General features: G+C 36.0%; 10 protein-coding genes. 8 read left to right on the forward strand and 2 right to left on the reverse strand.

Annotation, left to right across the window (positions count from 1 at the left end):
- Nucleotides 1-85: 85 nt before the first annotated feature.
- Both pyc and HR057_RS02160 read right to left on the reverse strand, forming a co-directional pair.
- Nucleotides 86-3,526 (reverse strand): pyruvate carboxylase, encoded by a 3,441-nt coding sequence (gene pyc, locus HR057_RS02155; RefSeq protein WP_173729767.1) that lies wholly within the window; start codon nt 3,524-3,526, stop codon nt 86-88.
- A 274-nt stretch (nt 3,527-3,800) separates the two neighbouring features.
- Nucleotides 3,801-5,474: an L-lactate permease gene (locus HR057_RS02160; RefSeq protein ID WP_173729768.1), complete on the reverse strand. Its 1,674-nt coding sequence runs from the start codon at nt 5,472-5,474 to the stop codon at nt 3,801-3,803.
- Between the two features lie 292 nt (nt 5,475-5,766).
- Here HR057_RS02160 and HR057_RS02165 point away from each other — a divergent pair, with 292 nt between their 5' ends.
- The 8 genes from HR057_RS02165 to HR057_RS02200 all read left to right on the forward strand — a co-directional run bounded on the left by HR057_RS02165 (nt 5,767) and on the right by HR057_RS02200 (nt 14,284).
- The gene (locus HR057_RS02165; protein WP_173729769.1) at nt 5,767-6,474 is read left to right on the forward strand and encodes a FadR/GntR family transcriptional regulator; all 708 of its coding nucleotides are present in this window, start codon (nt 5,767-5,769) and stop codon (nt 6,472-6,474) included.
- 161 nt (nt 6,475-6,635) lie between these two features.
- Complete coding sequence (locus HR057_RS02170; RefSeq protein ID WP_173729770.1) at nt 6,636-7,355, forward strand: (Fe-S)-binding protein; 720 nt, start codon at nt 6,636-6,638, stop codon at nt 7,353-7,355.
- Between the two features lie 18 nt (nt 7,356-7,373).
- Nucleotides 7,374-8,801 (forward strand): LutB/LldF family L-lactate oxidation iron-sulfur protein, encoded by a 1,428-nt coding sequence (locus HR057_RS02175; RefSeq protein WP_173729771.1) that lies wholly within the window; start codon nt 7,374-7,376, stop codon nt 8,799-8,801.
- Nucleotides 8,801-9,520, forward strand: coding sequence for a LutC/YkgG family protein (locus HR057_RS02180; protein WP_173729772.1), 720 nt, complete (start codon nt 8,801-8,803; stop codon nt 9,518-9,520). Before HR057_RS02175 ends, HR057_RS02180 begins: the two co-directional genes overlap by 1 nt.
- 82 nt (nt 9,521-9,602) lie before the next feature.
- Nucleotides 9,603-10,730, forward strand: coding sequence for a CdaR family transcriptional regulator (locus HR057_RS02185; RefSeq protein WP_173729773.1), 1,128 nt, complete (start codon nt 9,603-9,605; stop codon nt 10,728-10,730).
- A gap of 124 nt (nt 10,731-10,854) precedes the next feature.
- Entirely contained in the window at nt 10,855-12,264 is a 1,410-nt protein-coding gene (gene glcD / locus HR057_RS02190) for a glycolate oxidase subunit GlcD (RefSeq protein ID WP_173729774.1), read from the forward strand.
- Nucleotides 12,265-12,305: 41 nt separating this feature from the next.
- Nucleotides 12,306-13,574, forward strand: a complete 1,269-nt coding sequence (locus HR057_RS02195) for a (Fe-S)-binding protein (RefSeq protein ID WP_173729983.1) — start codon at nt 12,306-12,308, stop codon at nt 13,572-13,574.
- Between the two features lie 509 nt (nt 13,575-14,083).
- Nucleotides 14,084-14,284, forward strand: coding sequence for a 4-oxalocrotonate tautomerase (locus tag HR057_RS02200; RefSeq protein ID WP_173729775.1), 201 nt, complete (start codon nt 14,084-14,086; stop codon nt 14,282-14,284).
- The last annotated feature ends 708 nt before the right edge of the window (nt 14,285-14,992 follow it).

Genomic DNA, 14,992 nt, shown 5'->3' on the forward strand with positions numbered 1-14,992 from the left:
AGATCTGAAAAAGAAAAAGGTCTTCATCTTTTTGATGAAGACCTTTTTGCCCATTTTGTACGATGCATTGCCTAAATCGCCAGCTTTATTCTAGCTCTAACAACAAATCATCGACTTGAACAGCTTCGCCGCTTTTTACATGAATTTCTTTCACAACACCATCAAACGGCGCTTGAACAGTTGTTTCCATTTTCATCGCTTCTGTAATCATCAAGTGATCGCCTTTTTTCACTTTTTCGCCTTTTTCTACTAGAACTTTAACAACCGTTCCTGGCATTGTTGCACCGATGTGATTTGGATTTTTCTTTTCAGCTTTCCGCTTCGCATGTGTTGCTGTCTTGACACTTTCATCCTTGACAACCACTTCGCGCGGCTGTCCGTTTAATTCGAAGTAAACGACTTTCGTTCCATCACTTTGAGTTTGGCCGATCGATACAAGTTTGACGATTAGCGTTTTACCTTGTTCGATTTCAACTTCGATTTCTTCACCAAGGCGCATGCCATAGAAGAATGTAAGTGTATCTAGGACTGAGACGTCGCCATATTGGTTATAGAACTGTTGATATTCTTCAAATACTTTTGGATATAAAGCATAGCTAATGACATCTAAATCGGTAAATTCTTGTTCGAATGTTTCTTCTAGTTCTTTTTTCAAGGCTTCAAAATCAACGTTTTCAAGCAGTTCCCCAGGTCTTACAGTAATTGGTTCGCGTCCTTTTAAAATAACTTTCTGAAGTTTCTCTGGGAAACCTTGATATGGCTGTCCTAAATAGCCTTGGAAAAACTCAACGACTGAATCAGGAAAGTCGATCGTATCTCCGCGTTCATAAATATCTTCTTCTGTCAATTGGTTTTGAACCATAAATAAAGCCATGTCACCGACAACTTTTGATGAAGGTGTTACTTTAACAACATCACCAAACATATCATTGACTTTGCGATACATCTTTTTAACATCGTCCCATTGGCTTTCTAAACCAACAGCTTTTGCTTGCTGCTGCAAGTTGCTGTATTGTCCTCCAGGCATTTCGTGATTGTAAACTTCAGTGTGCGGTGCCATCATTCCAGATTCAAAAGCTTTGTAGTAATGGCGGACATCTTCCCAGTAATGGGACAGTTTTTCTAGTGCTTCAATATCTACGTTAGGTTGACGGTCTTGATGTTCTAATGCATAGTACAGCGTATTGGCGCTTGGCTGTGAAGTTAATCCAGCCATTGAGCTAATCGCAACATCAACGATATCAACACCAGCTTCAATCGCTTTTACATACGTATAAATGCCGTTGCCGCTCGTATCATGAGTATGGAGATGAATCGGCAAATCAACAGTTTCTTTCAGTGTTGAAATCAAGGCGTATGCGGCTTGAGGTTTTAACAATCCTGCCATATCTTTAATTCCTAAAATGTGGGCACCGGATTGTTCAAGTTCTTTTGCCAAAGCTTTGTAATAATTTAGATCGTATTTTTGACGTGTTGGATCTAGAATATCGCCAGTATAACAAATAGCAGCTTCAGCAATTTTTCCAGCATCGCGTACCGCATCAATGGCCAATGTCATTCCTTTTACCCAGTTCAAGCTATCGAAAATCCTGAACACATCAATTCCGTTTTCAGCTGATTTTTGAACAAATTCTTTAATAACATTGTCTGGATAGTTTTTATACCCAACCGCATTGGATGCACGAAGCAGCATTTGGAAGAGCAAGTTCGGCATTTTTTCACGTAATAATTGCAACCTTACCCATGGATCTTCTTTTAAGAAACGATAAGCGACATCAAATGTTGCTCCGCCCCACATTTCCACTGAGAATAAATTAGGCAATAGTTTTGCTGTTGGCTGTGCGATATGCAATAAGTCATTTGTTCGTATACGAGTTGCTAACAAAGATTGATGAGCATCCCTGAAAGTTGTATCCGTTAATAAAACTTCTTTTTTGCTTCTAATCCAGTTGACAACGCCTTCCGGGCCTTCTTTATCAAGGATTTGTTTTGTTCCCTCAGGCATTTTTTCTGATAACTTAATTTGAGGGATTCTCGCACTTTTCAACAGCGGTTTCTTTTCTTTGCCAATGCCCGGATATCCATTAACAACTGTATTCGCAATAAATGTTAACATCTTTGTACCGCGGTCTTTCGGCTTCGGAAACACAAATAACTCCGGTGTTTGATCGATAAAATTCGTATTATATTGGCCAGTTAAAAATTTCTCATGTGTAATTACATTTTCTAAAAATGGAATATTTGTTTTGATGCCGCGAATTCTGAACTCTTTTAATGTTCGGAGCATTTTCGCTGCTGCTTGTTTAAATGTCAACGCATGTGTAGAAATCTTAACAAGCAAGCTATCATAATATGGAGTAATTACTGCCCCGGCAAAAGAGTTTCCTGCATCTAAACGAACGCCGAATCCGCCTCCGGAACGATAAGCTGTAATTTTACCAGTATCAGGCATGAAATTATTTTCAGGGTCTTCGGTTGTTACACGGCATTGGATCGCATAGCCGTGGGTTTTAATTTCTGATTGATTAGGAATTCCAATCTCTTTACTATGTAGGGAATGACCCTCGGCAATGAGAATTTGAGATTGAACGATATCAATACCTGTAACCATTTCAGTAATGGTATGTTCTACTTGTACCCTTGGGTTTACTTCTATAAAATAAAATTCATTTTCTGTAACTAGAAATTCTACCGTTCCTGCGTTAATGTAATTGACATTTTCCATTAAGCGAACGGCTGCTTCACAAATCCGCTCTCTAAGCGAATTTGGTAATGAAATGCTTGGAGCTACTTCAACAACTTTTTGATGACGGCGTTGAACGGAACAATCCCGCTCATATAGGTGTACGATATTTCCAGAATTGTCGCCAAGAATTTGAACTTCAATATGTTTTGGATTTTCAATAAATTTTTCAACATAAACTTCATCATTACCAAATGAAGATTTCGCTTCTGATTTTGCACGTTCGTAATTTTCAACGAGTTCAGATTCATTACGTACAATCCGCATACCGCGGCCACCGCCGCCAAGAGCAGCTTTAATAATAAAAGGATACCCATATTGATTAGCAAAAGCTTTCACATCGTCAATGGAATGTACAGGACCATTAGAACCAGGAATGACAGGAATGTTTGCTAATTCAGCTTGCTGTCTTACTTTTACTTTGTCTCCGAACATATCTAAATGTTCTACTTTTGGTCCAATAAAGATAATTCCTTCTTCTTCACAACGTTTTGCAAATTGGACATTTTCTGACAAAAAACCATATCCAGGGTGGATGGCATCCACTTCATTTGCTTTTGCGATTTCAATGATACCTTCTATATCTAAATAGGCATCGATCGGGCTTTTTCCTTCACCAACTAAATAAGCTTCATCTGCTTTATAGCGGTGGTATGAACCAGTATCTTCTTTTGAATAGATTGCGACTGTGCGGATTCCTAGCTCTGTGCAGGCTCGAAATACTCGAATCGCAATTTCGCCCCTGTTTGCTACAAGTACTTTTCTAATTTTTTGTTGGCTCATGAATTAATTCTCCTCCTAAACATATACCTACTAGCACTGTAAATGATAGAAATCATTTTAGCAAAAATTCGAAAAAATAAAAATGAAAAAGTACTTTTTTTACGATAATAAAAGTTTTTAAAATTGTCTATTGTTGAAATGTACAATAATGGATTTCGTTAAAATGTAAATTTTTGTGATTGAATTCATTTTTAAATAAAAAAAGAAGAGGTTGATTTTTATAATAAAAGTCAACCTCTTTATAAAATTTTTCTATATTAATAATAGGGGCTTTTTATGGAATCATCCATGAGAATACCGTATGTTGTAAATAAGTAATAATCGCAATTAGTAACAGCAAGAAAATACTATGCTTTACAGTAAATCGGAACAAATCACTTTCTTTACCCGCTAAACCAACGGCCGCACAAGCAACTGCAATCGATTGAGGTGAAATCATTTTACCTGTAACCCCACCGGAAGAGTTTGCGGCAATTGCAAGAACTGGATCCATTCCAACTGAAGTAGCTGTAATTTTTTGTAAGTTTCCGAATAGTAAGTTTGCGGACGTATCTGAACCAGTAATAAATACGCCAAGCCACCCTAAGAATGGCGAGAAGAATGGGAATAATGCTCCAGTTAGAGCTAGTGTCATACCTAAAGATGTACTCATACCTGATGCATTCGTTACATAAGCAAAGGCAACAACTGACGCAATTGTAATGATTGGATTTTTTAATTCTACTAACGTTTCGCCAAATGTTTTTACCCAATCGCTCCAAGAAATTTTAACAATGAATTTCGTTACTACCGCTGAAAGCAAAATCGCTGTTCCAGCTGCAGCAAGGATTTCTAATTTGTAAACTGCTGCAATTGGTTGACCATCTGGATTTAATACTAAATTGTGTAAACCAGGAACTTCAGGTTTGAAAGTTAAAGCATGTCCAAGGGCACTAAGAGCTTTTAAAATCGGATTTGTTCCTTCGTATGCACCAACTAAAGCAGTTTTAATGGAAGGTATACCCCAAATTGAAATGAAAGCTGTCAAAATTAAGAAAGGTGACCATGCTTTGAAAACTTGTCCAGCTGTATATTGTGTATGGTTCGAATTTAATGTAGTATCTAAATTTTCAGTTGAAAAGCGGAAAACTGAAGCAGGTTTCCAAAACTTCAAGAAAATAGCTAATGCAAATAAAGAAACTAAAGCTGATAAAATATCTGGCAATTCAGGACCTAGGAAATTCGAAGTTAAGTATTGAGTGACTGCAAATGAAATTCCGGAAATTAGAATTGCTGGCATAACTTCTACTGTTTTCTTCCAACCAGCCATAATCATTACTAAATAGAAAGGAATAAATACAGATAAGAATGGCAATTGGCGACCAACCATTTTTGAAATTTCTGTAGCAGGAATTCCTGTAGGACCTTCAACGGCAATAATCGGAATACCAATTGCTCCGAAAGCAACAGGTGCTGTATTTGCAAGCAAACATAAACCTGCTGCATAAAGTGGGTTAAAACCAAGACCAACGAGGAGGGCTGCTGAAATTGCAACCGGTGCACCGAATCCAGCGGCTCCTTCTAGAAACGCACCAAAAGAAAATGCTACGAGCAAAGCCTGAAGTCGGCGGTCTTCTGTAATTGATAATACCGAATTACGAATGATATCAAATTGACCTGTTTTAACAGTAAGTTTATATAGGAATACAGATGTGATAATGATCCATCCAATTGGCAAGATACCATAAACAGCACCTTGCGTAGCAGACATAATAGCCATCGTTGCAGGCATTTTATATGCAACAATTGCAACAACAAGAGCTACAAGCAATGTAGTTAAACCTGCGATATGGCCTTTCATTCTTTTTATTGCAAGAGCCCAGAAGAAATAGAGAATCGGAATAAGGGCTACTAATGCAGATAAAACAACGCTATCTCCTACAGGAGAAAAATTTTGTGTCCATTGCATATCGTTCATTCACCTCTTCAAGTAAGATTTATTAAGCATAGTCTTTTTAAATATGAATGATTTATGCGTTTTTTCGTTCATTCCCCCTTCTGTTGATTAGAATCAAACATCTAATCATCTAGTCATCAGATGACCTCATGATAATGTAAGCGTAAACAATTTGCAATACATTTTTTTAAAAATTGTCCAAAAATTTTTATTGACAGAACAAAAATTCGGAAAAAATCAATATATTGTATATAGCGTCCAAGTAGTATACAATAATCTATGAATTTGGATAGAGGTGTAACAAATGAATTACAAGACGATTCAAAAAAAAAAAATTTATGAAGAAGTTGCAGATGCAATTATCGAATTAATTAAATCAGGTCAATTAAAACCTGGAGATAAACTAGATTCCGTTCAACAATTGGCTGAAAACTTCCAAGTAGGAAGATCTGCTATTCGTGAAGCGTTAAGTGCACTAAGAGCGATGGGACTAGTAGAAATGCGCCAAGGAGAAGGCACATTTATAAAAGAGTTTGATTCATCGTTGTTAAATCTCCCATTACAGTCTTCCATTTTGATGAGAAAACAAGATTTAAAGAACTTGCTGGAAGTAAGGAAAATTTTAGAGGTTGGAACGGTTGAGCTTTCTGCGGAACGAAGAACGGAAGAAAATTTGATGGAAATAAAAGAAGCTCTAAACCAAATGATGTATGCAAATGGGGATAAAGAATTAGGAAACCAAGCTGATTTAAAATTCCATTTTGCTATTGCAAAAGCTGCTAATAATGAATTGTTATTAAATTTGATGAACCAAATTTCCGAAATCATGAATGCAACAATGGCTGATACAAGGAAATTATGGTTATATTCAACAAAATCTTCTTGGGACAAGCTCAATGAAGACCATATTAATATTTATAAAGCGATTGAAGGGAAAAATAAGGAAGAAGCAAAAAGATTAATGTACAATCATTTAAAAAATGTCGAAAAAGTACTAGAGGATTACCTGTAAACATGCAGGTAGTCTTTTTTTATTTTTTCAAAAGATATCATCAAGTCATCAGATAACCTGTTGACTATTTTCTTATATACAATTAAATTAATGGATAAAGGTTATAAATTTTTTGAAATACTAAAAGTAATGATCAATTTTGAAAGGGGCATGAGCTAAGCGTGAGAGTATCTCTATTTGCTACTTGTTTAGTTGATCTATTTCATGGTGATATCGGTAAAGATACTGTCGAGCTTCTTGAGAGACTCGGATGCGAAATAGATTTTCCTGAAAGTCAAACGTGTTGTGGTCAGCCGGCATACAATAGCGGCTATGTGAAAGATGCGAAGGAAGCAATGAAAAATATCATTAAAGCTTTTGAACATTCAGAGTATGTTGTTGCTCCGTCAGGCTCTTGTGCAGGGATGATTAAAGAATATCCAAAAGTATTTAAAGGGGATCCCGATTGGGAAGAACGTGCTCAAAAACTTGCAGATAAAACATATGAATTAACTCAATTTATCGTTGATGTTCTTAAAATTGAAAATGTTGGTGCAAAGCTAAAAGGAAAAGCTACATACCATACATCCTGTCATATGACCCGTATACTTGGAGTAAAAGACGCACCTATTACTTTGTTAAAAAATGTTGAAGGCCTCGAATTTGTACCACTACCAAATAAAGAAGATTGTTGTGGATTTGGTGGAACTTTTTCAGTGAAAATGGCTGAAATATCCGAACAAATGGTTGATGAAAAAATCAGACATATTGAAGAAACCGGTGCTGATTATTTAATAGGAGCTGACGCAGGCTGCTTAATGAATATTGGAGGTCGAGCTTTGAGAAAAGAAAGGCCATTTAAAGTAATGCATATTGCAAGCGTTTTAAATAACCGATCATAAAAGAAAGGGGAAAGATGAATGCCTATCAAAATTGGAACTGCTCCATTTAAAGAGCGCGTTCAAGAAGGACTTCATGATTCCTTTATGCGCAATGCTGTTTCCAGTGCACAAGGACGGTTTCGCACTAGAAAACAAACTGCATCTGAGGAATTAGGAAACTGGGAAGATTGGAGAAGACATGGAGAAGAAATCCGGAAGCATACATTAGAAAATCTTGATTTTTATTTAGAGCAATTAAGTGAAAATGTTGCTAAACGCGGTGGCCATGTTTTTTTTGCACAAACAGCTAAAGAAGCCAATGATTATATTAAAAATGTCATTGAAAAGAAAAACGCCAAGAAGATTGTAAAGTCAAAATCAATGGTTACGGAAGAAATCAGCTTGAACCATACGTTGCTTGAAATGGGCTGCGATGTAGTTGAAACTGATTTAGGTGAATGGATTCTTCAAGTTGATGATTGGGATGCACCTTCTCATATTGTAACGCCGGCTTTACACAAAGACAAAGAACAAATCCGCGATGTTTTTCGCAAAAAATTTAACTATGATAAATCTGAAAAACCTGAAGAATTAGCTCAATTTGCAAGAGAAATGCTGCGCAAAGAATTTTTGTCTGCAGATGTAGGTATTACTGGCTGTAACTTTGCGATCGCCGAATCTGGAACTATGACTCTCGTTACGAATGAAGGAAACTTAGATATGGTGACGACACTCCCGAAAACACAAATTACAGTCATGGGTATGGAACGGATTGTACCGACATGGGAGGAAATGGAGATTCTCGTCAGCTTATTGACACGTGCAGCAGTCGGACAGCGCCTGACAAGTTATATCACCATGTTAACAGGTCCAAAAGACGAGGGGGATGTTGATGGTCCGGAAGAATTCCATCTTGTCATCGTTGATAATGGTCGATCAAAAATTTTAGGTACAGAATTTCGTGCGATTTTACAATGTATTCGCTGTGCAGCCTGTATTAATGTTTGTCCGGTTTACAGGCAAATTGGCGGACATTCCTATGGATCTATCTATCCTGGACCAGTCGGGGCAGTATTAACTCCACTCTTAGCAGGTTATGATGAATATAAGGAACTTCCTTATGCTTCAACATTGTGTGCGGCCTGTACGGAAGCATGTCCTGTGAAAATTCCGTTGCATGAACTGCTCATTAAACATCGTCAAAATATCGTGGAAAAAGACGGAAGAGCCCCTGTATTTGAAAATATTACAATGAAAGCATTCCGATTAGGAACAGCTTCACCGACGATGTATAATATTGGATCAAAACTTGCGCCAAAAGTTTTGCAAACATTTGTTAAAGATGAAAAGATTTCAGAAGGCCCAGGCCCGCTCAAACTTTGGACGGATGTCCGCGATTTTCCAGCTCCTAATAAAGAAAGGTTTAGAGACTGGATGAAAAATAGAAGCAAAGGGAGGGCTGACTAATGAAGACAGGAACAATTCATAACCGTGAAACATTTTTAAACAATATTGCAAAACAATTAGGCCGGGACAGAAGAAAAAATGTTGTACGTCCTGAATGGAAGTATAACCCTCAATTGGAAGTATATAAAGATGCATCCCAAGATGAGCTTTTGGAAATATTTAAAAATCATTGTAAAAATATTCATACCGCTGTTTATGAAACAAATACCAACGGTTTAGAAGATGTTCTAAATCAAGTAATTGCTGAATATGAAGGGCAGTCAATTATTACTTGGGATGATAAACGATTTGCGGAGTTTGGCTTAACTGATTATTTCCAAAATAAACTACCGAAAAACGGAAAACGTATACATGTTTGGGATCCTAGTCTTGGAACGGAAAATATTAATTTTGCGAAAACAGCTGACATAGGAATTACTTTTAGTGATTTTACCCTTGCAGAATCAGGGACAGTCGTTCTTTTTAGCGATAAAAAGAGAGGAAGATCTGTGAGTTTATTGCCAAAAACGTATATAGCCATCGTTCCAAAAAGTACCATTGTTCCACGTATGACACAAGCTTGCAGCAGTATTCACGAGCGGATTGCGAATGGTGAAAAAATTCCTTCTGCTATCCATTTTATTTCTGGCCCTAGTAACAGTGCAGATATTGAAATGGTATTAGTAGTTGGAGTACATGGACCGATGAAGGCAACTTATATTGTTGTAAATGATAAGTAATCGTTCAGCTGTCTTAAAAAGTCTATTTACAACAAATATGAAAGACTTTTTGAGATAGCTTTTTTTAATGGTGGTGGTTCGAATGCAGCTTTTCCCAGCAATGGCACAAAAAATTGTAAAAGAAGTTTCCAATGTCATAACAGAACAAATTATCGTCGTCGACAAATCTGGCACAATTATTGCCTCTAGTGATGAAAGTAGAATTGGTAACTTCCACGAAGGTGCGATGAAAGCACTAAAACAAGAAAAAATGATTTATATAAATACTGAACAAGCGAAATTAATGAAAAATGTTAAACCGGGAATCAACATGCCTCTTTATTTCGATAATATACCGATAGGCGTAATAGGTATAACAGGGGAGCCGGAAAGAGTTAAATCCTATGCGGAATTAATACGGAGAATGACCGAACTATTAGTAAAGGAAGCTTACCATTCTGAACAATTGCGGTCACAAGCGCGCGGACTTGAATCATTTATTTATGAATGGGTTAATTTAGACACGATCAAAGATGAATTTATTGAACGCGGTGAAATTTTAGGCATCAAGATGACGACGCCATATTTAATTACGATGTTTCAGTTAGATATTCAAACGCAAAATCCTAATATCCAAATGGTTGAAAGAGAAATGTTGGAATGGTTTCACCGGAATTTTTCAATGACAAAACAAGATTTCCTTGTGAACTGGGGGCAAGGGCGGTTTGTATTATTAAAAAGCATCGATCAAGTATTTAATCGTTCCTATTTTACCCAACAGTTAACACGCTGGAAAAATTATTTTGAAGAGACTTTTTCTGTTCGTTTTTCGATTGGAGTAGGGAAAACGATTCAATCAAAAACGATTGGAAAAAGTTATCTTGAAGCAAAAAAAGCGTTAAAAGCTTCAGAAAAGAAAAATAGCATCGTATTTTATGAAGATCTTATTTTGGAACTATTGCTTCAAGAAATATCTTTAGATGCGAAAAAAGAATTTTTGTCAAAAACGTTGATGCCTATACTTGAAGACGACGAATTAAAGGAAACATTAAAAATCTATTTGCTGGAAAATCAATCGATGAAAAAAACCGCTCAACGAATGCATATTCATAAGAACACACTCCACTACCGTCTTAAACAAATTAAAGAAAAAACGGGAATCGACCCAAAAAATACAGAAGGAATTGTTCTTTTTTACCTTGGTCTTGCTTTCCAATCTGATGATGTATAAATGCACAAAAAATCAAAAGTGAAAGCGATTTATATTTATTTCTTTTCACATAGAAACTAAAGTTTTGCTTCTTTATGATATAGAATATATCGATTTCCTAAAGAAAACGGAAAGGAGAAACCCGATGATTACAAATGATATTAAACAAAAATTCATTGATATAGTTGGGAAAGAAAATTATCAAGATTCAAATGAAATAAAGTTAGTGTATTCATATGATGCTACTCCAAATTTTCAATCGCTGCCGGATGCTGTCATTAGCCCTCGTAGTACAGAAGAAGTTAGTAAGGTTTTAAAATTATGTAATGAACATAAAATACCAGTTGTTCCACGTGGTTCTGGTACGAATCTTTCTGCCGGGACATGCCCTATTAACGGTGGAATTGTAATGATCTTTAACAATATGGCAAAAATTCTCGAACTTGATGAAGATAATTTAACGATTACTGTTCAACCAGGGGTGATTACCCAGGAAATTAACACCCTCGTTGAATCAAAAGGCTTATTTTATCCGCCAGATCCAGGCTCTATGAAAATTTCAACCATTGGCGGCAATATTATGGAAAACTCAGGTGGATTGCGCGGTTTAAAATATGGTGTCACTCGTGATTACGTCATTGGAATGGAATTTGTATTACCGAACGGTGATATCGTTAGAACGGGTGGAAAACTTGCAAAAGACGTTGCGGGTTATGATTTAACTAGGTTAATGGTTGGTTCAGAGGGAACATTGGGCGTTATTACTGAAGCAACATTAAAACTAATTCCAAAGCCAGAAGCAAGAAAAACAATTTTGGCTGTTTATGAAAATTTAGAATCAGCAGCACAAACCGTTTCCAATATTATTGCCAATAAAATTATCCCTGTAACACTAGAGTTTATGGATCAATCAACAATTCGAGTGGTTGAAGAGTTTGCTAAAGTTGGTTTGCCAACTGACGCTGAAGCCGTATTGTTAATTGAACAAGACGGTGCTCCAGAAGTTGTCGAACGTGATATCCAAATGATTGAAAAAATCTGTAAAGAGATGAATGCTGTCCGTGTAGATGTTGCTAAAAATGATGAGGAAGCTGCAAAATTAACAACAGCTCGCCGTTATGCTCTATCAGCATTAGCTCGTCTAAGACCTACGACAATTTTGGAAGATGCGACAGTTCCTCGCTCAGAAATTGCAAAAATCGTAAGAGCAATTAATGAAATTGCTAAAAAGTATAATGTTCCAATTTCTACTTTTGGCCATGCTGGAGATGGAAATATGCATCCAACATGTACGACAGATGTACGCGACCATGATGAAATGGAACGTGTAGAAAAAGCGTTCGAGGAAATATTTGATGCGGCAATTAAATTAGGTGGTACGATTACTGGCGAACATGGTGTTGGAGTTGTAAAATCCCCTTATCTTGCATGGAAATTAGGAGAATCCGGGGTTAATATTATGAAATCTATTAAACATGCATTTGATCCAAATAATATTATGAACCCAGGAAAAATGTTCGCCAAAGATACGAGAAAGCGAGTGGTTGTACAGTGACTACACAGCAACAGGAATTGCAACAAGCATTCAAAGAACGAATGAACTATGATGACCTGATCAATTGTGCCCGCTGTGGATTTTGTTTACCATCCTGTCCAACATATACACAAACGAATCGTAATGAGGCTGCTTCACCTCGTGGAAGAATTGCTTTAATTAAAGGTGTTGTCGACGGTCTTATTGAGCCGGATGAAGATTTTGAAAAGCAGTTGAATTTCTGTTTAGGCTGCCGAGCTTGCGAAACGGTTTGTCCATCAGGCGTCAATTACGGCCATATTTTAGAAGAAGCTCGCGATATTATTAATTCTAAAAAGAAACATTCATTCCCAGTGAAAGTGATTCGCAAACTTGTATTCAAGGAGCTATTTCCACATCAATCAAGAATGCGAACTGTCAATAGCTTACTATGGTTTTATCAACAAAGCGGATTGCAAAAGTTTGCACAAAAGAGCGGTGTATTGAAGGTATTGCCAGAAAATTTAAGATTGATGGAAAAAGTCCTCCCTCAAATCCCATCACCAAAAGAAATGAAAAATCGTCCAACCCATTTGCAGCCTGAAGTTGCGAAGAAGAAAAAAGTTGCCTTTTTCTCAGGCTGTTTAATGGATACGATGTTTATGAAAATTAATGATGCAACGATGAAACTTTTGCAAAAAGCGGGCTGTGAGATTATTATTCCAGAAGGACAAAATTGCTGCGGTGCCCTTCATGGACATAGCGGCGAAAAAACACAGGCAAAAGAATTGGCTAAGAAAAATATCAAAGCATTTGAAGATCTTGAAGTAGATTATATTGTATTAAATGCTGGAGGATGCGGGGCATTCTTAATCGAATATGACCACTTGCTTAAAGATGACCCTGAGTGGGCTGAAAGAGCAAAAGCATTTTCTAAAAAAGTAAAAGATATTTCGGAAGTATTGGTAGAATTAGAGTTTCACAAAAAAGATTTGAAACTACCTCCACAAGTCATCACTTATCAAGATTCTTGCCATTTGCGAAACGTTATGAAAACAGAAGCAGCGCCACGCCTTCTATTAAAATCGATCAAAGGTGCAGCTTTTGTAGAAATGAAGCATGCAGATCATTGTTGTGGATCAGCAGGTGTTTATAACATTGTACAAAAAGATATGTCGATGCAAATTTTAGATTTTAAAATGAAACATGTCAAAGATGCAGATCCAAAAGTCGTCGTGACAGCCAACCCAGGATGTTTATTGCAAATGAAACTTGGAATTGAAAGAGAAGGATTAAGCGACAAGATGCGTGCAGTCCACATTGCTGAGCTTTTATATGAAGCTATTTCATAAACTAAAATTTAATATTGTAAATAAACAAAGAGGTGTCTGATGAAAAATTTTTTCTTGGACAACCTCTTTTTTTCTTTAGATAAAAAATAATTGAGTAGGTAAGGTTCATCATGTTAATTGATCGATAGAATAATAATTATAGTCTTCTCATTTTCACAAAGTAAGAATGAGCTCCTTTGGATATGCAGATGGAAAAAATGATATCCCTTTTATTCCTTTTGTTACTTTTTAAAGAAATGTGCACTTCGCATTTTTCCTCATGATTTTTTTACAATATTTTATTTATGTACTTAAAAGTTTCAAATGAGTAAACGACATAAGTATGATAATACGAATTTTTATACAGTTTTTTATTGCAATAACGTTGCCTTATGGAAATTTGATAATTCTACATAAAAAAACCTACCTATATTTCATATATCGCAACAATTGGATTGTTAGCTATTTTGAAAAGATTTAGTATAAATAAAAAAGTTATTAATTTTAAGCTAAAGGATGTGGAAAGTTAAATGCCACTAATTCAAATTCACATCATCGAGGGACGCCCTCCAGAAAAAATTGAACAATTAATTAAGGAAGTAACGGATACCGTATGTAAAACTTTAGATGCACCAATTGAATCTGTTCGGGTGCTTATTAATGAAATACCTCCGGAACATTGGGGAATTGCTGGGGAATCGGTAAAAAAGCGACGGTTACAAGCAAATTAAGTGAGTAGCAATTTTTTGACGTTAATCGAAAAATATTCAATTCCAATATGAATTACAAAAAATGATTGAAGCAGCTAAGAAAAAGGAAACACAGTTGGGTATTGTTGTTAAGATTGCAATTGTGATGATTGAGGGAATTTAGTTGCTTTTTCATTCAAGCCTAATTATTGAGGTTTCACAAAATAAAGCGTTTATATCGATTGTATTTGGAAAACTAACATCAGACAGGTAACCGATAAATTAAGATGACCGTGATTTATCAAATGGTATAGTCTATACTTCCAGCTTAGTATTTTAGGAGGAGTATTTCCAATCAATTTAGATGGAAAAATTTTTGACGTAATTGATGTGAGCGGAGGCAGTGCTGCTGAGGATGAGAAGTGTTGAAACTATACAAAATAATAATTTAGGATAATATTATTTCGACTTTGACAGATCAATTAAAAGAAATAGGCTGGATATGTTGATACGTTTCTAGCCTGAAAAAATTTTGTTGTATGTATATATACATATAGGTTGCTTTTTCGAAATTATAATTTATATTACTAAATTTGTTATGGGAAATTTTAGCTTAAGTAAATACTATTGTAAATAGTTTTGATTAAATATTTATATATAGAAAAATTAGTGTCCCTTTGAAAAGGTTGATATACAGCCTTTTTAAGGGGTTTTTATCTTAAAAGCTATAAAAGTAGGGAATGATATAGG

The organism is Calidifontibacillus erzurumensis, assembly GCF_013303125.1.
Lineage (GTDB): Bacteria > Bacillota > Bacilli > Bacillales > Bacillaceae_J > Calidifontibacillus > Calidifontibacillus erzurumensis.

Bases quoted from the DNA above. Each gene is read 5' to 3' on its own strand.
- HR057_RS02165 (WP_173729769.1), top strand. From the start codon at position 5,767: ATGAATTACAAGACGATTCAAAAAAAAAAAATTTATGAAGAAGTTGCA.
- HR057_RS02180 (WP_173729772.1), top strand. From the start codon at position 8,801: ATGAAGACAGGAACAATTCATAACCGTGAAACATTTTTAAACAATATT.
- HR057_RS02175 (WP_173729771.1), top strand. From the start codon at position 7,374: ATGCCTATCAAAATTGGAACTGCTCCATTTAAAGAGCGCGTTCAAGAA.
- glcD (WP_173729774.1), top strand. From the start codon at position 10,855: ATGATTACAAATGATATTAAACAAAAATTCATTGATATAGTTGGGAAA.
- HR057_RS02160 (WP_173729768.1), bottom strand. From the start codon at position 5,474: ATGCAATGGACACAAAATTTTTCTCCTGTAGGAGATAGCGTTGTTTTA.
- pyc (WP_173729767.1), bottom strand. From the start codon at position 3,526: ATGAGCCAACAAAAAATTAGAAAAGTACTTGTAGCAAACAGGGGCGAA.
- HR057_RS02195 (WP_173729983.1), top strand. From the start codon at position 12,306: ATGAACTATGATGACCTGATCAATTGTGCCCGCTGTGGATTTTGTTTA.
- HR057_RS02185 (WP_173729773.1), top strand. From the start codon at position 9,603: ATGCAGCTTTTCCCAGCAATGGCACAAAAAATTGTAAAAGAAGTTTCC.
- HR057_RS02200 (WP_173729775.1), top strand. From the start codon at position 14,084: ATGCCACTAATTCAAATTCACATCATCGAGGGACGCCCTCCAGAAAAA.